General features: G+C 74.7%; 16 protein-coding genes. 8 read left to right on the forward strand and 8 right to left on the reverse strand.

What is annotated here, in order from left to right; all coding sequences use genetic code 11:
- On the reverse strand, nt 1-295 hold a 295-nt coding region (locus D459_RS35615; protein WP_040711080.1), incomplete at its 3' end, for an AfsR/SARP family transcriptional regulator.
- Between the two features lie 390 nt (nt 296-685).
- Between D459_RS35615 and D459_RS0125540 the strand changes: the two genes are divergently transcribed.
- Both D459_RS0125540 and D459_RS0125545 read left to right on the forward strand, forming a co-directional pair.
- Nucleotides 686-1,108, forward strand: a complete 423-nt coding sequence (locus D459_RS0125540) for a YciI family protein (protein ID WP_017595842.1) — start codon at nt 686-688, stop codon at nt 1,106-1,108.
- Nucleotides 1,105-2,355 carry an RNA polymerase sigma factor gene (locus D459_RS0125545; protein ID WP_017595843.1) on the forward strand — a complete coding sequence of 417 codons (1,251 nt, stop codon included), beginning with the start codon at nt 1,105-1,107 and terminating at the stop codon, nt 2,353-2,355. Before D459_RS0125540 ends, D459_RS0125545 begins: the two co-directional genes overlap by 4 nt.
- Nucleotides 2,356-2,407: 52 nt before the next feature.
- Here D459_RS0125545 and D459_RS35960 read toward each other — a convergent pair whose 3' ends face one another.
- Nucleotides 2,408-3,706, reverse strand: a complete 1,299-nt coding sequence (locus tag D459_RS35960; RefSeq protein WP_017595844.1) for a hypothetical protein — start codon at nt 3,704-3,706, stop codon at nt 2,408-2,410.
- A 159-nt stretch (nt 3,707-3,865) separates the two neighbouring features.
- Here D459_RS35960 and D459_RS35965 point away from each other — a divergent pair, with 159 nt between their 5' ends.
- Nucleotides 3,866-5,401: a serine hydrolase domain-containing protein gene (locus D459_RS35965; protein ID WP_161634177.1), complete on the forward strand. Its 1,536-nt coding sequence runs from the start codon at nt 3,866-3,868 to the stop codon at nt 5,399-5,401.
- Between the two features lie 176 nt (nt 5,402-5,577).
- On the opposite strand, the gene D459_RS0125560 is transcribed toward D459_RS35965, so the two are convergent.
- From D459_RS0125560 to D459_RS0125570, 3 genes are all read right to left on the reverse strand, one after another.
- On the reverse strand, nt 5,578-7,050 hold the full coding sequence (locus D459_RS0125560; RefSeq protein WP_241485128.1) for a glycosyltransferase: 1,473 nt from the start codon (nt 7,048-7,050) through the stop codon (nt 5,578-5,580).
- Complete coding sequence (locus tag D459_RS34735) at nt 7,047-7,208, reverse strand: LPXTG cell wall anchor domain-containing protein (RefSeq protein ID WP_017595847.1); 162 nt, start codon at nt 7,206-7,208, stop codon at nt 7,047-7,049. Before D459_RS34735 ends, D459_RS0125560 begins: the two co-directional genes overlap by 4 nt.
- A 229-nt stretch (nt 7,209-7,437) precedes the next feature.
- Nucleotides 7,438-9,951 (reverse strand): ABC transporter permease, encoded by a 2,514-nt coding sequence (locus tag D459_RS0125570; RefSeq protein WP_017595848.1) that lies wholly within the window; start codon nt 9,949-9,951, stop codon nt 7,438-7,440.
- A gap of 766 nt (nt 9,952-10,717) precedes the next feature.
- Here D459_RS0125570 and D459_RS32780 point away from each other — a divergent pair.
- The gene (locus D459_RS32780; RefSeq protein ID WP_051065541.1) at nt 10,718-12,475 is read left to right on the forward strand and encodes an N-acetylmuramoyl-L-alanine amidase; all 1,758 of its coding nucleotides are present in this window, start codon (nt 10,718-10,720) and stop codon (nt 12,473-12,475) included.
- 68 nt (nt 12,476-12,543) lie between these two features.
- Here D459_RS32780 and thpD read toward each other — a convergent pair whose 3' ends face one another.
- Both thpD and D459_RS0125585 read right to left on the reverse strand, forming a co-directional pair.
- The gene (gene thpD, locus D459_RS0125580; protein WP_026120757.1) at nt 12,544-13,452 is read right to left on the reverse strand and encodes an ectoine hydroxylase; all 909 of its coding nucleotides are present in this window, start codon (nt 13,450-13,452) and stop codon (nt 12,544-12,546) included.
- Nucleotides 13,453-13,759: 307 nt separating this feature from the next.
- A complete protein-coding gene (locus D459_RS0125585; RefSeq protein WP_017595851.1) occupies nt 13,760-14,971 on the reverse strand; it encodes an MFS transporter in 1,212 nt (403 codons plus the stop codon).
- 424 nt (nt 14,972-15,395) lie between these two features.
- On the opposite strand from D459_RS0125585, the gene D459_RS0125590 reads away from it, so the two are divergent.
- The 3 genes from D459_RS0125590 to D459_RS0125600 all read left to right on the forward strand — a co-directional run bounded on the left by D459_RS0125590 (nt 15,396) and on the right by D459_RS0125600 (nt 17,294).
- Nucleotides 15,396-16,274 (forward strand): NmrA family NAD(P)-binding protein, encoded by an 879-nt coding sequence (locus tag D459_RS0125590; protein WP_017595852.1) that lies wholly within the window; start codon nt 15,396-15,398, stop codon nt 16,272-16,274.
- A gap of 106 nt (nt 16,275-16,380) precedes the next feature.
- A complete protein-coding gene (locus D459_RS0125595) occupies nt 16,381-16,773 on the forward strand; it encodes a helix-turn-helix transcriptional regulator (RefSeq protein WP_206540804.1) in 393 nt (130 codons plus the stop codon).
- A gap of 104 nt (nt 16,774-16,877) precedes the next feature.
- Nucleotides 16,878-17,294: a VOC family protein gene (locus D459_RS0125600; RefSeq protein ID WP_017595854.1), complete on the forward strand. Its 417-nt coding sequence runs from the start codon at nt 16,878-16,880 to the stop codon at nt 17,292-17,294.
- Between the two features lie 159 nt (nt 17,295-17,453).
- On the opposite strand, the gene D459_RS32785 is transcribed toward D459_RS0125600, so the two are convergent.
- Nucleotides 17,454-18,104: a TetR/AcrR family transcriptional regulator gene (locus D459_RS32785; protein ID WP_017595855.1), complete on the reverse strand. Its 651-nt coding sequence runs from the start codon at nt 18,102-18,104 to the stop codon at nt 17,454-17,456.
- 214 nt (nt 18,105-18,318) lie between these two features.
- On the opposite strand from D459_RS32785, the gene D459_RS33880 reads away from it, so the two are divergent.
- On the forward strand, nt 18,319-19,053 hold the full coding sequence (locus tag D459_RS33880; protein WP_017595857.1) for a siderophore-interacting protein: 735 nt from the start codon (nt 18,319-18,321) through the stop codon (nt 19,051-19,053).
- Nucleotides 19,054-19,201 lie beyond the last annotated feature (148 nt).

Below are 19,201 nucleotides of genomic sequence, written 5' to 3' on the forward strand. Positions count from 1 at the left end.
GCGCCACCCGCAGCGCATAGCCGAAGGACTGGGTCTGCAGCACCTGCTCGCCCCGCTCGGCCAGGCCTTCGCGCTCGATCATCTTGCGCAGGTGGTAGATGTAGGTCTGCGCGGTGGTCATCGCGCTCTTGGGCGGCGCCTCCCGCCACAGCGCCTCGATCAGCGAGTCCACCCGCACCAGCCGGTTGACCCGCACCAGCAGCAGCGCCAGCACCTGGCGCACGTTCGGCGCGGGGGGCGTGCAGATCCCCCCGCCGCCGATCGCCTCGACCGATCCAAGAAGTGTGAATCGCATGACGAACTCCCCATATCGTGGGCGCGGGCCCCGGCAAGGGGCCCGGCCACCGCATCCCGAGGTAATCGCAGGCCGCGAGCGTTCAAGCCGCTGATGGCTCCCCCCGGTGCTCATCCGCTCGCAGGACCGTCACATTTCAGCAACCAGGCCTCGCGTCAGGCTCAACTCTGCTTAGCAATCCGCTCCGATCCGCGACCGCGCGGAAGCGTTCCGAAAGCGCGGAGGGGCCCGGGTCCAGGGACGGCGGCCGCTCCCCGTCCGCCCCTCCGCCCGGGGGCGGAGCGGGGCGGAGAAAAAATTTCCGCCGCGGTGTCGATGCGTCCGCGCGCCGTTCGACGTCCTTAGTGAGAGGCGCCGATCCGCGGCGCCGATCCCGACGGGAGCGCCACCATGAAGTTCATGCTCATCATGCGCGACAGCGACGAGGCGGCCGAGGCGTCGAAGCAGGTCCCCTTCGAGGAGATCCTCAACGCGATGGGCGCCTACAACGAGGCGATGATGAACGCCGGCGTCATGATCGGCGGGGAGGGGCTCGCCGAGGCCGAGGAGGGGGCGGTGGTCGACTTCTCCGCCGAGGACCCCATCGTCACCGACGGCCCGTACGGCGAGACGCACGAGCTGTTCAACGGCTTCTGGCTGATCCAGGTCTCCGGCAAGGAGGAGGCCGTGGAGTGGGCCAAGCGCGCCCCGCTCGGCGCCGGCAGCAAGATGGAGGTGCGCCGGGTCCACGAGGAGGCCGACTTCGAGGAGTTCGCCGGCAACGAGTACGTGGAGAAGGAGAAGGCCTGGCGCAAGGAGCTCGGTACCGAATGAGCCGGGGCACGGACGGCGCCGCCGCCGAGGCGCACCGCACCGTCGAGGCGGTCTGGCGGATCGAGGGCGCGCAGGTCGTGGCGACCGTCGCGCGCATGGTCGGCGACGTCGGCCTGGCCGAGGACCTCGCCCAGGACGCGGTCGCCGAGGCGCTGCGCCGGTGGCCGGAGTCGGGCGTCCCGCGCAATGCGGGCGCCTGGCTCACCTCGGTGGCCAAGCGCCGCGCGATCGACGGGTGGCGCCGCCGGGAGCGCCTCGACGAGCGGTACCGGGTGATCGGGCGCGACCTGGAGACCGCGCCCGAGGAGGAGTGGCAGCCGATCCGGGACGACGTGCTCAAGCTCGTCTTCACCGCCTGCCACCCGGTGCTCTCCCGGGAGGCGCAGGTCGCGCTCACCCTGCGCGTGGTCGGCGGCCTGACCTCCGGGGAGATCGCCCGGATGTTCCTCGTCCCGGTGCCGGCCATGCAGCAGCGGATCGTGCGGGCCAAGAAGACGCTCACCGCGGCCCGGGTGCCGTTCGAGGTGCCCGACCCGGACGAGTGGGGCGGGCGGCTGGCCGGCGTGCTCTCCGTCGTCTACCTGGTCTTCACCGAGGGGTACGCCGCGACCTCCGGGGACCGGTGGTTCCGCGCCGACCTGGCCGCGGAGGCGCTGCGGCTCGGCCGGATGCTCGCCGCGCTGGTCCCCCGGGAGCCCGAGGTGCACGGCCTGGTCGCGCTGATGGAGCTGCAGGCCTCCCGGTTCGCCGCCCGGACCGGCCCCGGCGGCGCCCCCGTCCTCCTCGCCGACCAGGACCGGAGCCGGTGGGACCGGGGGCAGATCACCCGCGGGCTCGCCGCGCTCGCCCGCTCGGACGCGGCGGGCCGCGGCCGGGGCCCCTACGCGCTGCAGGCCGCGATCGCCGCCTGCCACGCCCGGGCGGGCAGCGCGGAGGAGACCGACTGGGACCGGATCGTCACCCTGTACGAGGCGCTGGAGCGGCTGACCCGGAACCCGGTCGTCACCCTGAACCGGGCGGTCGCGGTGTCGATGGCGGTCGGCCCGGCGGCGGCGCTGCGCATCGTCGACGAGCGGGTGGACGCCGCCCGCCTCCGCGGCTCCTACCTGCTGCCGAGCGTGCGCGGCGAACTCCTGGCCCGCCTGGGCCGCACCGCCGAGGCCCGCGGGGAACTGCACCGCGCCGCCGAACTCACCGGCAACGAGCACCAGCGCTCGGTACTGCTGGACAAGATCGCCGCGCTGTGACCCCGGCCGGTGCCGCGGGGCGCGCTCCCCGCGGCGCCGGAGACCGGTCCGGCTACAGGAAGACCGGTGCGTCCGGAGTGGTCCACAGCCAGTCGACGGGGGTGTGCGCCTTCTTCAGCCGGTTCCGGGTGCGGACGTGGTCGGACAGTGCCGCCTCCACCGCGGGGCCGAGCCGGTCCAGGTCGTCGGGCACCTCGATGCGGAGCAGCAGGTTGTGGTCGTGCCGGGCGAGGAGCAGGGAGCCGTCCGGCGCGCAGCCCATCAGGTGCATCCGCTTCAGGGCGCGGTACGCCTTGTCCGCGGCGGGCAGCGCGGCGAGCCGCTCCCCCTCCGCCGACCACACGTACAGCCCGGACTCGTTGACGTGGAACACCCGGCCGCGCTCCGGGTCGGCCGCCACCTCGTAGTGCTCCCCGGGGAACGGAGAGCTCTTCCCCTTGCCGGGCCCGTCCAGCCGCCCGACCAGCGCACCGGAGCCGTCCACCAGGGCGTAGACGTATTCGCTCCACCGGTCCGGCCGGAAGGCGTCGAAGACCGGGACGAGATAGCGGTCCTCGGCGACCACGGCGGGGGCGCCCAGCCTCGGCCGGAACCAGCGCAGCTCCGGCCAGCGGGCCCGGGCCTCCGCGGCCAGCCCGGGGCCGGGGCGGTGCTCGCCTCCGGCGGGGGCGCCGGCGTACGAGGTGTAGGGGATGGGGAGGGAGCGGTTCGGTCCGGGGCCGTCCGGCAGCCGGAGGCAGGCGAAGACGTCGACCTCCGGCCGGTGGTCCGGGGTCAGCGGCCCCCGGGCGGTGCCGATGAGGTTGAGGACGCCGCCCGCCACCATGCTCATCTCGAACTCCGACAGCACGCAGAGCAGCCGCCCGGAGGGGGTGGGCCGGATCATGGCCGCGAAGGAGCTCTTGATGTGCTCGGGGACGTCCGGCCGGAACTCCCCGGCGGCTCGCCCGTAGTTCCCGTCCCAGGTCCCGGCGAGCCCGGTCAGGTCCGCATCCACCAGGAACGTCCGGTTGTCCGGCGAGCTCAGCGCCACGGCGCCGTCGGGCAGCACGCACAGGTCGGTCGCGTGGCCGCGGATCCCCGAAGAGGACTCGTCTCCTTCCTCTACGGCGGTCAGCCGGATGACCAGGCACCCGGCCGGGGTGCCGTCGGGCCGGTAGCGCGTGACCAGCTGGCCGTTGATGTACCGCTCGAGGCCGGCGACCATGCGCGCGAACCCGGAGAGTACGTAGCAGTCGCCGGATTCGGAGAAGGCCGCGGCCAGGTGCTTGAAGCCGATCGTTTCGGCCGGGGGGCCGCCGCTGGGGAACAGGTGCGCGGCGGGCAGGAGGAGCGGGTGCGTCAGGGGCATGCGGACGACCCTGCCAGCCGGGTGCGACACGCCCCGGTCGGGGCCCCGGGGAGATACGACGGAAGTCAGGGGTGGCCGCCGACTTTCGGGACGGGTGCCGGGGCGGGCCCGGCTTCTACGGTTCGGGGGACCGGGGCGGCGCGGGAAGGGAGCGGTGCGGTGGGTGCGGGAACGGGATGGGTGCGGTCGGCGGCGGCCTGCGCGGCGGCGGTGCTGCTGGCCGCGGGCGGTCCGGCGGCGGGGGCGGCGGCGGAGGCCGCTCCGGGCGCGGCGGACGGGCTGACGGCGGAGGCGGTCGACGCCTACGTGCGGGACCACCTCGACTCCTCCGCGGCGACGGGGGTGGCGGTCGCCGTCACCCGGGGCACCGAGGTGGTGCGCGCCGCCGGCTACGGGGAGACCTCCGCCGGGGAGCCGATGGCGGCCGACACCCCGATGGGGGTGGCCTCGGTCAGCAAGGCGTTCACCGCGCTGGCCGTGATGCAGCTCGCCGAGGACGGGGAGGTCGACCTGGACCGGCCGGTCCGCGAGCAGCTGCCGGAGTTCGGCACCGCCGACCCCCGCAGCGACCGGATCACCGTGCGGCAGCTGCTCGACCAGAGCTCCGGCATGTCCGACCAGGGGTTCCGGGAGAAGAGCGAGCCGCAGCCCGGCGACCTGGAGGAGGCCGTGGCCCGGCTGGAGAAGGCGGTGCTCGTCGCCGACCCCGGCACCGAGTGGCACTACACCAACCCCAACTACCACGTGGCGGCGCGGCTGGTGGAGGAGGTGAGCGGCCGGCCGTTCGGCGAGTACCTGCGGGAGCGCGTCTTCGAACCGCTGGGCATGGACGGCAGCACCACCGTCGGGGGCAGCGGCGACCTGGCCGGCGCCGGGGTGGCCCGGGGGCACATCGCGGTGCTCGGCGCCCCGATCGCGGTCCCGGAGCCGGACGGGTTCTTCGACGGCGCGGCCGGCGTCGTCACCACCGCCGACGACATGGCCGCCTGGCTCATCGCGCAGAACGCCGGGGGCGCGCTCCCCGGCGGGGAGCGGATCCTCTCCGCGGAGGGCATCGCCGAGACGCACCGCGCGTCCGCCCCCGACGGCCGCACCGGCCTGGGCTGGACCACCGGGACCACCCCGGCGGGCACCGAGTACGTCGGGCACGGCGGGATCGAGTTCACCTTCACCGCCGAGCAGCGGCTGCTGCCGGAGAGCGGGGTCGGCATCGCGGTCATGGCCGACACCGGGCTGGGCCGCGGCGACGCCTCGGCGCTCGTCGCGGGGCTCACCGCGCTGGCCGAGGGCGGCGAGCCGGGCGGGTCCGCCGACACCCTGCTGTTCTGGGTGGACGTGCTGTTCATCGGGGCCGCGGCGGCCGCCGCGGCGCTCGGTGTCCGCGGGGTGCTGCGGGCCCCGCTGTGGGTGGACCGGCGATGGGCGGACCGGCGGGGCCGGCGCTGGGCCGCGGCCGCCCGCTGCCTGCCCCTGGTCGCGGCGGCCGCCGTCGGGCCGAGCGTGCACCGGCTGCTCTCCCTGGCCGCCCAGGGCCGGGACGCGACCTGGCTGCAGGCCGGCTACACCGCCCCGACCGCGGTCCTGTTCGCCTCGGTGCTGACCGCGGCGTGCACCGCGGTGCTCGCCGCCCGGGCCGCGGCCGCCCTGCGCGGCCGCACCCCGGGGGCCCGCCGGGAGCGCGGAGAGCGCGGCTGACCTGCGGTGCGGCCGGTCCGCACCGCCCTCGGCGGAGCGGGCCCCGGACCGGCCGGTGCCGGTCCGGGGCCCGCTCCCCCGTTCCATTCGCTTCGGGCCGCGCGCTTCAGGCCGTGCGGTCCGATCCGCGCGGTCCGGCCCGCGCCTTCCGGCCCCGGTGCTCCGAGCCGCGCGGTTCAGCCGGCGCGGCCGGCCAGCACCACCTCGACGGCGTCCCGGGTGCCCCAGCGGGTGATCCGCCGGCAGGTCAGCACCGAGTACAGGTAGACCGGGCGCAGCACGACCAGCCGCCACACCGCGGCGAGCGGCGAGAGCAGGTAGAGCAGGAGCATCCGCGCCGCGGACTGGTCGCTCCTGCGCACGGTGAACAGCCGGAGCGCCATCAGGTAGTTCAGCGCCAGGCCGACCTGGAGCGCGGCGAGGGCGATCGAGCCCAGCTGCGCCCGGAGCCCGTCGTCGAGCAGCACCGCGATCGGCACCAGGTAGGCGAGGAGCAGGTGCAGGTACTCGGCGACCGTCATCCAGAAGACCGCACCGCGCAGCGGCATGTACCGCAGCCACCACAGGTGCCGCACCGTGGTGCCGCGCATCCAGCGGAGCTGCTGGCCGAAGTAGTGCCCGAGCCGCTCCGGGACCAGGGTGAAGACGATCGAGGAGGGCTGCTGGACGGTGTCGCCCTCCAGCAGCGCGTAGAAGGTGAGCATCGAGTCGTCGTTCATCTGCATGGGGCGGCCCCAGAAGTGCTCGTTCTCGTAGGCCCCCGCGCACGCGCGCACCGTGTCGCCCCGGTAGAACGCCAGCGTCCCGGAGTTGATGGTGACCCGGCGCAGCACCGACTGGGCGCTGCGCATGCCCCGGCTGAACGGCAGGTAGAGGATGCAGGTCAGCCGGGTGAGCCAGGTGGCGCCGTGGTTGAGCACCAGCACCTGCCCGGCGACCGAGCGGACCCCGGGGTCGGCGAACGGCTGGAGCCCCTCCCGGACCGCGTGCCGGTCCAGCACCGAGTCGCTGTCCAGGGTGACGAACACGTCCGCGTCGTCCTCGGCCAGCACGTGCATCTGCGCGAACCGCTTCCCCCGGTTCTCGGTGCGCTCCCAGCCGGCGTCGATGCCCAGCTCCCCGGCCTCGGCCAGGAACTCCTCGCGCACCCCGTCGTAGCGGACCGGCTCGCCGGTCTCCCGGTCCGCCGAGCCGTCGTCGACGACCCGGATCCGGTCCACCCGCCGGCTCTGCCCGAGGACCGAGCGCAGGCAGGCCCGGAGCACCTCGGGGTCCTCGTTGTAGACCGGCACCTGCACCGTGACCACCAGCGCGTCCAGGCCGTCCCGGTCCTCCTCGGCGGCCCTGATCGGCCGCTCCAGCCAGGCCACCGGGATCCACCACAGCAGCAGGAAGGTGGCCAGCCACAGCACCGCCATGCTCGCCCGGGGCTCCTGGACCAGCTCGACGACCTCGACCACGTGCATCGCGCCCCACACCGCGAAGCCCGCCACCGGCACCGCCCCGAGCAGCAGCATCGCCCTCGGCCGGACGCATTCCCCGGTGGGCGCCGCCGCCTCCTCCCGTTCCGCGCCGATTCCCTTCTCTTCCTTCCCTTTCTTTTCTTCCGCCTTCTCCTCCTCGGCGCGCACCGCCCCTTCCCCCGTCACCGCGCCATCGGCCCGCGGCCGCGGCGGAAGCTCACCCTGATGAGCAGTGCTCCGGCGACGACCAGCACCAGCCCCGCGGCGACGAGCCAGGAGTAGCCGGCCGCCATTCCCGTGGCGGCCAGGGCGGCCCCGCTTCCGGTCCCGGATCCGTAGGACATGGACCTCTCCTCACGTTCGTTCCCTCTCCCACGGAAACGTCTCTCATGCGGGGTCCGCCCGTTCCAAACAGCGACATACAAATTCCGGTGAAAATCCGCGGACACTCCGCGACATTCTTTTCACCGGAAGACCGAACGCCCGAACGGAAATATCACGCCCCCTTCACAAGAAGGCGGCCCATCCGCCCGGAAGGGGCGGACGGGCCGTTTCATTCCTTTCCCCGCCGCCTCACTCGGCGGCGAGGACCCCGGCGATCGAGGCCCCGGCGGCGCGGCGGGCCGGCAGGACCGAGGCGAGCAGGCCCGCCGCCGCGGCCACCGCGATGAACCCGGCGATCTGGCCGACCGGCAGCGCGAACAGCATGCCGGGCTGGGCCGCCCGGCCCGCGGCCCAGCCGAACAGCACGCCCAGGCCGATGCCGACGCCCGCGCCGATCAGGCAGAGCAGCACCGCCTCGGCGGCGAGCATCCGGCGCAGCTGCCCGCGGCTCAGCCCGAGCGCACGCAGCAGCGCCGACTCCCGGGTGCGCTCCAGCACCGACAGCGTCAGGGTGTTGGCCACGCCGAACACCGCGATCACCACCGCCAGCCCGAGCATCGCGGTGATCACCAGGAACGCGGTCTTCATCGCGTCCTCGAACTGGCTCTTCATCTCGGCGCTGGACATCACCTGGAGCAGCGGGTCGTCGGCGACCGCGTCGTACACGGCGTCGCGCAGCTCCGGGCCGGCCGCGCCGTCGGCCCCGCGCAGCTGCACCGACACCGGCTCGCGCACCCCGGGGAAGGCCTCCTCGAAGTCGGCCCGGACCATCGTCACGCCGTTCATGCCCTGGTCCTCCGGGAGCACCGCGGCGACCTCGTAGGACCGCTCCCCGCTCTCCGTGTCCAGGCTGACGGCGTCGCCGACCCCGGCGCCCCCCGCGGCGCCCGCGGAGACCGCGACCCGGCCCGGGGCGACGTCGGCCAGGTCTCCGGCCTCCTCCTCGACACCGACGTCCTCGCCGAGTTCGGCGCCGTAGTAGGCGACGGCCTCGGTCCCGCCGCCGTCCAGCGCGGTGGCCGCGGCGCGCTTCTCGAAGACCGCCTCCACCTCCGGCGCCTCGCGCAGCGCCCGCACGACCCGGCCCGGCACCACCGCGTCCTCGTCGTCGAAGGGGGCGCCGACGGTGTAGTCCACCGGGAACTTCCGCTCCAGCTTCTCGGTGAGGGTCTCCTGCATCGACGCGTTCAGCACCGCGTACCCGCTGATCAGCGCGGCGCCGACGGTCAGCGCCAGCATCGCGGCGGCGGCCCGCTTGGGGCTGCGCCGGGAGTTGTCCGCGGCGAGCATGCCCGGCACCCCGGTCCGGCGCATCAGCGGGAAGACCGCGGCGACCACCCCGCGCACCAGCAGCGGCGCGACGGCGGCGACCCCGAGGAAGGCGGTCATCCCGGCCGCGGCGGCGACCGCCATGGCGGTGGTCGGCTCGTCCTGCCCGCCCGCGGCCCACAGCAGGCCGGCCGAGACCAGGCCGGTCGCGGCGGCCGCGGCGACGCGCCACCGCACCGCTTCCCGGCCGAGCCCCTGGGCGGTGGCGCCGTCGCGCAGCGCCGCCAGCGGCGGCACCCGCATCGCCCGCACCGCCGGGGCGACGGCGGCGACCAGCGTCATCCCGACCCCGGCGGCCATCCCCGCCGCGACCGGCAGCACGCCGACCACCGGCCCGACCGACCCGGGCACCCCGCCGAACAGCTCGCCGCCGACCTCGAAGCCGACCCGGCCCAGGGCGATGCCGGCGGCGACGCCCAGCGCGGAGGCGACCAGGCCGATGGCGAGGGCCTCCAGCAGCAGGCCGCGGAGGACCTGGCCGCGCCCGGCGCCGACGCAGCGCAGCAGGGCCGTCTCGCGGCGGCGCTGGGCGAACAGGATGGCGAAGGTGTTGTAGATGACGATCCCGGCGACGAAGAGCGAGACCAGCGCGAACAGCAGCAGGCCGGTGCCGACCACCTCCGCCTGGGCCCCGGCGGCCTCGGCCATCAGCTCGCCGGTGGCCCGGCCGGTCCGCACCTCGGCCGCGCCGCCCACGGCCTCCGCGACGGCCCGGGCGACCTCCCGGTCCGGGACGCCCTCGGCGCCGGTCGCGTCGATCTCGACGAAGCCCTCGACGCCGGTCATCCGCTCGGCGGTGGCCTGGTCGAACGCCACGGCGCCGCGGTAGGCCAGCTCGGTGTCGGTGCCGAAGTCGATCAGGCCGGCGACGGTGAAGCGGCGCCTCTCCCCGTCGGGGTCCAGCACGGTGACGGTGTCGCCGATGCCGTAGCCGGTCGTCTCGGCCGAGGAGGTGGAGAGCGCGACCTCGCCGGGGCCCTCCGGCAGCCGCCCCTCGGCGGGGGCGTACCGGGTGCCCTCGCCGACCGAGAGCGCGGCGGTGGGCATCGACCCCACCGCGCGCCCCTCCCCGTCCAGCAGCGGCGCGGCGCCCTTGGTGATGCCCGCGGCCCCGGCGGTCTCGTCCAGCGCGCGGACCGCCTCCAGGTCGTCTCCGGTGAGCAGGGGCGCCTCCTCGCCCGCGGGGGCCTCCACCCGGGCGATGGCGGCGTAGTCGTCGGCCGAGCCCATCACCTGGGCGCTGAACGCCTCTTCGAGGGTGGCGCTGAAGACCAGCGTCCCGGTGACGAACGCGACGCCGAGGGCGATGGCCAGGACCGTTGTGGCGAGTCTGGCCTTGTACAGGCGCAGGCCGGCCAGGGTCGTTCGGAGCATGGGTATCGGGACTCCAATGCCGGGGCGGTGGTCTGGACGGGGCCGGACCGGCGGTGCCCCGACCGGCCCTGCGGGAACACTAGGGACGCCCCGGCGCCCTTCTCTTCGGCCGTAGAGCCGATCCCGGGCATGGCCGGAAGGAGGTTCCGGTGGCTTTCACAGGACCTCCGTCGGTACCGGACCCGCGACTTTCGTCGGCCCTTCCGGGTCGGCCGTACGGCCCTTGAAAAGAGGAAAGGGGTGCGCACGGGAACGGGGCCGCCCGGTCGGCGGACCCGGCGGCGCATGGAAAGGCGCAGGTGAAAAGGGGAGGAAAAAGAAAAAGGGGTGCGCGGCCCGGGCCGGTGGACACCGCCCCGCCGTGCACCCAGGCGCCCCCCAGGGGATTGACGCGGGGACGGCCGGCCCCGCTCGCCGACCGGCCCCGCTCCGGCTGGGGGGTCGCCGGGCGGCCCCGCTCTATGGCGGGCCGGTTCAACCGTAGCGCTCTCCGATCCGCACGGGCGCCCGCAGGCCGGAGTCGGCCGCGATGACAACCACCGGGGCCGCTGATGCGTCGGGGCCCGGTGGTGCACCTGTCTCCGAGCGTCCTTTTACCCCCGCCCCGCGAATTACACCTAATCGGACGAACCATGCCGGAACTCCACTGGAACTCCTCCGGAACTCCGCACCGCGAACCGTCGGGACGGTGAATTCACCGGTTAATTTCGCGACCTCCCTCCCCAGAAGCATCGCACTGGGTTATTTTGCGCTTACGGGAGGTGTCATGCCGCGACCGAAGAAATACGTGTCCCGGTCCGACCTCGGGTGGGGGCCGTCCCCGGCCTCCGGAGCCAACCCGACGAAGGGCCTGGTGATCCACTACGACTCCTCGGAGACCCGGCTCGGCGAGAAGGCGCACTCGGCGTGCACGACCTATTGGAACAACACCCGCGACTTCCACACCGGCCCGTCCCGGGGCTGGGTGGACATCGGGTACTGCGTCGACGAAGAGACCGAGATCCTGACCGAGAACGGCTGGCGCGGGTTCACCGAGGTCTCCGAAGGCGACCTGGTCCTGACCCTCGACCACACCACCGGGCTGTCCCGGTGGCGGCCGCTGCTGGCGGTGAACGTCTTCCCCGCCATGCACCGGGAACTGGTCCGGATGGAGGGGAGCGGCCACTCCTCCCTGACCACCCCGGGGCACCGCTGGCCGGTGGAGCGGTGGACCGGCGACGCCCTGGAACGCCGCTGGGCGACCACCGAATCGCTCGACCGCGGCGACCGGGTGCCGCTGGGGGTCCCCTGCTCCGACCTGCCCGACGCCCCGAAGTACTCCGATGAGCTGGTCGAGCTGGTGGCGTGGGTGAGCGGTGGGGCCCGCACGGCGGGGGCCGAGGCGCTGCTCCGCTGGTCGGAGGAGAAGGACCCCGGCGGCACCGCGCGGATCCGGGCCGCCCTGCACGGCCTCTTCGGGCCGCCCTGCGCTCCGTCGCCCCGCCCCGGCGGGGATCCGGGCACCGCCCCTCGATGGCGGGAAGCGCGCAGCGGCGGCCTCGCGGAGTTCCGCCTCTCCTCCGGCGCCGAGCGCGTCCTGCTGGAGCACACGCGCGACGGGGCACCGAAGCACGGTTTCCTCCGCGCCCTCACCCGGGCGCAGCTCGCGCTCTTCATCGAGGTTTCGCGGCTGGGCGGGGAAGACCGCGCCGACGGGTCTGCGGTGATCCACCGGAAGGACCCGGCGGCCGCCGAGGCGTTCCAGTTCGCCGCGGTCCTGGCCGGGCACGCGGCCTCGCTGCACCGGGTCCCCCTCGCCGCTCCCGCGGAGCGCGGAACGTGGAGGGTCGAGCTGCACCCGCAGACCCGGCCCGCTCCCCGGGGATCCGCGTTCACCGTCACCCGGGAGGCCTACGAGGGGCGCATCTGGTGCCCGACCACCCCGGACGGCACCTGGCTGGCCCGGCGCGCGGGGACGGTGTACTTCACCGGGAACTCCTTCTTCGCCTGTCCGCACGGCTACGTGTTCGAGGGGCGGGGGCTGAAGAAGACCCAGGCCGCGCAGCCCGGGGGCAACACCACGTACTACTCGTGCACGCTGGCCGGCGGGCCGTCGGAGGACCCCACGTCGGCGCAGATCGAGGCGGTCCGGCAGCTGCGGGCCTGGCTGATGGAGCAGAGCGTCGCCGGGACCGTCAAGGGGCACCGGGACTTCATCTCCACCTCGTGCCCGGGGGACAAGGCCTACGCACTGGTCAGGAACGGAACGTTCAGCAAGCCGCCCGGTAGCGGGAGTTTGGAGGACGACATGGTCGGACTGCGCGAAGGCGACAGCGGGGAGCGGGTGAAGTTCCTCCAGGAGCTGCTGGTGAAGGCCGGCCACTCGGTCGGGGAGAGCGGGATCGACGGGGACTACGGCCCGGACACCTCCAAGGCGGTGCTCGCGGCGCGCAAGGCCGAGGGGTCCCGGCAGGACTTCGGCGACCGGGTCACCGGTGCCGCGGCCAAGCAGATCATGTCCCAGTTCATCAAGGCGCACCTGTAGTGCCGGCCCGGCCGGGGCGGCGCGGCGCCGCCCCGGCCGGACGACCGTCTACCCGATCGCGTCCCCGGTCAGTAGTGGACCGGGGTGGAGTCCCGGGACGCGATGAACTCCGGGCGGCGCCGGTCCGCGGCGAACGGCTCCACCGGGGCGTTCTCCACGCTGTTGAACACGATGAAGACGTTCGAGCGCGGGAAGGGCGTGATGTTGCTGCCCGACCCGTGCATGCTGTTGCAGTCGAACCACAGCGCCGACCCGGCCGGGCCGGTGAACTGCTCGATCCCGTGCCGGTCGGCGAGGAGCGCGATGTCGTCCTCGGCGGGGACGCCGATCCGCTGCTCCTTCAGCGAGGACTTGTAGTTGTCCTCCGGGGTGCCGCCCAGGCAGGGGACGAAGGTCCGGTGCGCGCCGGGCATCAGCATCAGGCCGCCGTTGTAGGGGTGGTTGTCGGTCAGCGCCACCGACAGGCTCACGCATCGCATGCCCGGCATGCCGTCCTCGGCGTGCCAGGTCTCGAAGTCGGAGTGCCAGTAGAACCCCTTGCCCCGGAAGCCGGGCATGTAGTTGATCCGGCTCTGGTGCACGTAGACGTCGGACCCGAGGATCTGCCGGGCGCGGTCGAGCACCTTGGGGTCGCGGACCAGCTTCTCGACCCGCTCGCTGATCTTGTGCGCCTCGAAGACCGAGCGGACCTCCTCCGACTCCTTCTCCACGATGGTGCGCTCGTCCGCCCGCACCTCCGGGTCGCGGGTCAGCGCGGACAGCTCCTCGCGGAAGGAGCGGACCTCTTCGCCGCTGAGCAGGCCCCGGGTGATGTGGAAGCCGTTCTCCTCGTGGGCGCGGAGCTCCTCGGGAGTGGCCGGCCCCTGCGCCGTACCGGGCCACACGGCCGGCTCGGTCCGCTCGATCAGGTCGGGCCGGGTGTCGGCGATGACGCGTGTCGGGTAGCGGTCCTGGATACCGGTCATTGCAGCACTCATGGTGTTCAGTACGCCTCCTTCACGGCAGTGCGCGGCAGCGGTGGGGCGGGACGCCCTACCGCCGCTCTCCTGTCCTTCTCGCCTGGAAGCGCCGCGGCCGCCGTTCCCGCCGTCCCTCCCCTCCCGGGTGAGGGCGGCTCGCCGGCCGGGCCGCACAATGCGCCAGGCTGCCGCAGCACCGGGGAGACTCCGCGGCGGCCTCCCGCACTGCTGCCGTGCATCACCCTGCCCACGCCGAAAACCAACAAACACCCGATTCCTCCCCGTGTACCGGGATTCCCGCCGGGCCCCGCCCCTCCGGAAGTGGTCAGGCGCGGGCCGGTTCCAGGGCCGGGTCGGCGGCTTCCAGGAGTGCTTCCGCCTCGGCGACCGGGGCGGGGCGGCGGGCGGGGAGGCCCATCAGGAGGGCGAGGCCGAGGCCGACCGCGGAGAGGAGGGCGCCGACCATGCTGGGCGAGGCGGGGCCGAAGCCGGCCGCGATGGCGGCGCCGCCGAGGGTCGCGCCCATCGCGTTGGCGATGTTGAAGGCGGAGTGGATGCCAGCCGCGGCGAGGCCGGGCGCCTCGCGGGCCCGGTCCAGGATCATCGTCTGCAGGCTGGTGACCGCGATGAAGCCGGTCGCGCCGATCAGGAAGAAGGTGGCCGGCGCCAGGACCGGGCTCGCCACGGTCACGGTGAACAGCGCGAGCAGCACCGCGAGCGCGCCGGTGAACAGCCACAGGGTGGGCATCGGGGCGCGGTCGGCGAGGCGGCCGCCGGCGATGGCGCCCACCGTCATGCCCGCGCCGTACAGCGCCAGCACCAGGGTGACGCTCGCCCCCTGGAACCCGGTGACCTCGGTCAGCATCGGGCTGATGTAGCTGTAGGCCGCGAAGCTGCCGCCGAAGCCGAACACCACCACGGCGAACGCGAGCAGCACCTGGGGGCGGCGGAACACCCGCAGTTCGGCGCGGACCGGGATCGGCGCGGGGCGGGGCTGCTCGGGGAGGGCGAGCCGGAGCGCCACCAGGGAGGCGGCGCCGACCACCGCGACCGCGGCGAACGCCCAGCGCCAGCCGATCTGCTGGCCCATCAGGGCGCCCAGCGGCACCCCGACGACGTTGGCCAGGGTCAGGCCGAGCAGCACCCGGGCGACCGCCTGGCCGCGCCGGTGCCCGGCGACCATGTCCGCGGCGACCACGGAGCCGATGCCGAGGAACGCCCCGTGCGGCAGCCCGGCCAGCACCCGGGCGCCGAGCAGCGCCTCGTAGCCGGGGGCCACCGCGGAGACGGCGTTGGCGACGGTGAAGAGCGCGAGCAGGGCGATCAGCATGGTCCGGCGCGGCAGCCGGGACCCGGCGATGGCGAGCAGCGGCGCGCCGACCACCACGCCGGCGGCGTAGCCGGAGATGAGGTGGCCGGCGGTGGGGATGGAGACGCCGAGGTCTCCCGCGACTTCGGGCAGCAGGCCCATGATGACGAACTCGGTCGTGCCGATACCGAAGGCGCCCAGTGTGAGCGCCCACAGAGCGATGGGCATCGTGCCCTCCTTCTCGCGGGAACGTGGGTGCGGCCGGCCGCGGAGGGCGGCCGGAGGCCCGATGGCAAAGAGCGGCGCCGGGGAGGGTCAAGGCTCGGCCTGACACAGGCGCACGAAACACCCGTAACGGACCGCGGGCGCCGTAGAAGTCCCTGGTGGGAGCATGAACCGAAGCACAGGGGCGGGCCGCGTGGGCCACACCGCCCCGCGCCCCCGGCACAGCGGGCCGATCGCCCGGCCGGTGCCCGGTCGGCGCCCGCCCGGGTGTGCGGCATCACCCCGGCGGGCGGATGCGCGGCGGGGCGCCCCTTCTACTTTCAGGACCTCTGCCGGGCCGCGCGCGGGCGCGGATGCGCACCCGCTCCTATGCGCGGCGGACGGTCGGCCATGTCCGCGGCGGGCTGTCCCCGGTTGACTCGGGGCCATGGACGAGAACGAGAAGAACACGGTGAACGAAGCGGCGCGCGGCGGCGAGGTCCTGGTGCTCGGGGCGACCGGGAAGACCGGGCGGCGGGTGGTCCGGCGGCTGACCGAGGCCGGGGTGCCGGTCCGCGCGGCGTCCCGGCGGAGCGAAACGGCGTTCGACTGGACCGACCCGGGGACCTGGGGCCCGGCGGTGGCCGGGGTGTCCGCGGTGTACCTGGTGGCGCCGGAGGAGACGGAGCCGGTGAAGTCGTTCACGGCCGAGGCCGCGGCGGCCGGGGTGCGCCGGTTCGTGGTGCTGTCCGGCCGGGGGATGGACAAGGTCGGCCCCGACGCGGGCTTCGGTGCGGGGATGGCCGCCGCCGAGGCAGCGGTCCGGGAGTCCGGGGCGGAGTGGACGATCCTCCGGCCGAACAACTTCTTCCAGAACTTCACCGAGGACCTGTGGCTGGACCCGGTGCTCGCGGGCCGGCTGGCGCTGCCGATCGGCGACACCCCGGAGCCGTTCGTGGACACCGAGGACGTGGCGGCGGTGGCCGTGGCCGCGCTCACCGAGGACGGCCACGCGGGCCGGGTCTACGAGCTGTCCGGCCCGGAGGACCTGACCTTCGCCGACGCCGCCCGGATCATCGGCGAGGCGACGGGCCGGCCGGTCCGGTTCACCGAGATCTCCCCCGAGGAGTACCGCGCCGAGCTGACCGGCCAGGGCTTCCCGGAGCCGGTGGCGGGCCTGCTGGACGCGATGTTCGCGATCCACCGCGCCGGCATCACCTCGGGCCCCGCCGACGGGGTCCGGCAGGCCCTGGGCCGCCCCGCCGCGGGCTTCGCGGACTGGGTCCGGCGCACCGCGGAGACCGGCGTCTGGGCCGACCGGGAGTAGACCGGTGTCCGGCCCCGGCTCCGGCCGGGGCCGGACACCGCCGGTGGGGCCCTCGCCCCGCTCCGGCCCCGCGGCCGATGTCGCAGGCCGGTTCTAACCTGGCCCTATGGCCACGGGAACGAGCGAATCGACGGCGCGCCGCATGCTGCGGGTCAAGGACGCCCTGGACCGGGACTTCGCCGGGTCCTGGGACAGCGCCCGGCTGGCGCGGGTCGGACTGGCCTCCCCCACGCACCTGCGGCGCTCCTTCCGCGCGGCGTTCGGCGAGTCCCCGCACGCCTACCTCTGCCGCCGGCGCATCGAGCGCGCCTGCCGGCTGCTCCGCTCGACCGGCCTCAGCGTCACCGACATCGCCCGCGAGGTCGGCTACGAGAGCCTGGGGACGTTCACCCGGAGGTTCGTCCGCATGGTCGGCGAGACGCCGACCCGGCACCGGGCCCGGGGGCCGCTGCCCGGGATCCCCGCGTGCTTCGCCCGCGAGGCGGCCCGGCCCCGGTAGCGGAGCGCATGGACCGGCAGGTCCGGACGTGTCCGGTCAGGGGCGAAACGCGGAGGGTCGGATCGGAGAAGCGAACTCACGTTCGACCTTTCTAGACTTCGGGCATGCTCAAGGACATCGCCATCACGCCCATGTACGTCACCGACCAGGACGCCGCCCTGGAGTTCTACGTCAAGCGCCTCGGGTTCGCCGTCGACACCGACGTCGAGCTCGGGAACATGCGCTGGCTGACCGTCGCACTGCCCAGCGCGCCCAAGCGCATGGTGCTGCTGCAGCGCATCGGCGACGAGACGGCCACCGGGACCGAGGAGACCGCGGAGCGGCTGCGCGAGCTCACCGAGCTCGGCACCACCAGCTGGATGATCCTGGAGAGCGACGACGTCGACGCCGAGCACGAGCGGCTGCGGAAGGCCGGCGTCGAGATCACCGAGGAGCCGACCACCCGCCCCTACGGCCGCGACATGGCCGTGCGCGACCCGTTCGGCAACCACATCCGCATCACCCAGTACCTCTCCGAGTGACGGCCGGCGGCGGGGGCGCGGCCCTCCCCTGACCCCCGCACCACGGCGCTGCCTCGTTGAGGGGGCTCAACGAGGTGGCGCTGTGCCGCGGGTCGCTACGGCGCTGCAGGCCGGGGCGGCCGAACCCCCTGAGCGACCGACCGCATACCCAACAGTCTCTCAGTCCGGGGCCAGGCCTGCGGCGACGCCGTCCAGGACCACGGTGAGCTTGCGTTCGAACCAGGAGCGCGGGTCGGCGGCGAGCACGGCGGTGAACTCGGTGCGCAGCTCCGGGGCGAGCGCCCCGGCGGCATGTGCGGCGCCTGGGTCGTGCGGCCCGTCGATCCGCTCCCACAGCGCGTGCACGTCGCAGGCGAGGTCGACGACGAGGTCGCAGGCGAGCACCGCGTCGGCGGGGGCGAAGCCGTGGCCGAGCAGGGCCGTGCCGAAGGTGTTCATCCGCTCCACCGCGGCCGGGGAGAGCGGCGCCGCGACGGCCATCTCCGCGGCCAGGCCCGGGTGGGCGTCGAGCAGGTCCCACAGGGTTCCGGCGGTGCCCGCCAGGTAGGCGCGCCATCCGCCGTCCGGCTCCGGCCACGGGGCGGCGGCGACGATCCGGTCCAGGGCCAGGGCGATGAGCTGCTCCCGGCCGGTCACGTGGCGGTAGAGGCTGGCGTGGCTGACACCGAGCTCCCGGGCCACCGCCGAGACGGTGAGCCCGGGGAAGCCGAGCCGCAGCACCGCGTCGGCCAGGGCCGTGCGGGTGACGGTGGCCGGGCGGCCCGGGCGTCGGCCGGCCGCCCGCGAGGGCGGTACGGGTCGGCGGTCCATGGCGAACGACCCTACTCTCCGTTCCGGACCCGGGTGTTCCCGGAGCGGCGGGCCTGGAGCGCCGCCTTCCGCGCCCCGGGGCGGCCGGCGGCCCGGGCCCCGCGCGGAACCAGCGGGCCCGGCACCGCGACCAGTTTCCTACACCTGTTGCAAATAGGCAAGGCTAACCTATACTCGCCTCCGTTCCGATTCCTTCGAGCGAAGGCGGGTCCCCATGCCGTCCATGCCGTCCCTGCTGGCCTCCGCGGTGGAGCGCCGCGGCATCCCGTGCGCGGTCACCGGGATCGAGGCCCCCTCCCCCGGGTTCCGCCGGGTGCACTTCGACTGCGGCGCGCTGCGCGGGCACGACTGGGACCCGTGCCAGGCCCTGGCGTTCCGGGTCGCGCCGACGCTGTTCCGGCACTACACGCCGGAGGTGCTGGACACCGTCTCCGGGACGATGAGCGTGCTGTTCCAGGTGCACTCGGCCGGCCGGCCCGCCGAGCGGCGGTCGCCCGGGGAGCGGTGGCTGGACGCGCTGAAGGAGGGCGACACCGTGCACGCCACCCGCCCGGTCGCCGCCCGCGCGTTCCGGATGCGCCCGGTGGAGCGGTTCACCGGGGCGGGCGACGCGAGCACGGCCGGGCTGTGGCGCGCCTTCCAGGTCCGCGCCGCCTCCCCGGAGGCCGTCACCGGCCTGATCGAGGTGCCCGCCGAGGACACCGCGTTCGCCTCCGCGCTGCTGCCCGGGTTCACCGTGCTGAAGGCGGGGCCGGAGCCCGGCGCCGCGCTCCTCGCCGCCCTGGACCGGGGCGCCTGGGAGGAGGCGCACCGCGGCGGGCACGTCTACCTCTCCGGCCACGGCCAGACCGTGCAGCGGGTCCGCCGCCTGCTGCTGGACCGGTTCGGCGTCCCCCGCTCCGGGGTCTCCACCCAGCCCTACTGGGCCACCGGCAGGGCCGGGCTGTGACCAGGGCGCCCCCGGTCTCCGGCGGGCGCGGGGCGGGGGTCCGTCCACAGGCGGCGGAATTCACTTCCGCCACCGTCACATCCGGGGCATATCCTCACAGCACACGGGGCCGCCCCGGCGGCCCGCTCCCCTCCCCCCTTCGCGAAGG

The organism is Nocardiopsis potens DSM 45234, assembly GCF_000341105.1.
Taxonomy (GTDB): Bacteria; Actinomycetota; Actinomycetes; order Streptosporangiales; family Streptosporangiaceae; genus Nocardiopsis_A; species Nocardiopsis_A potens.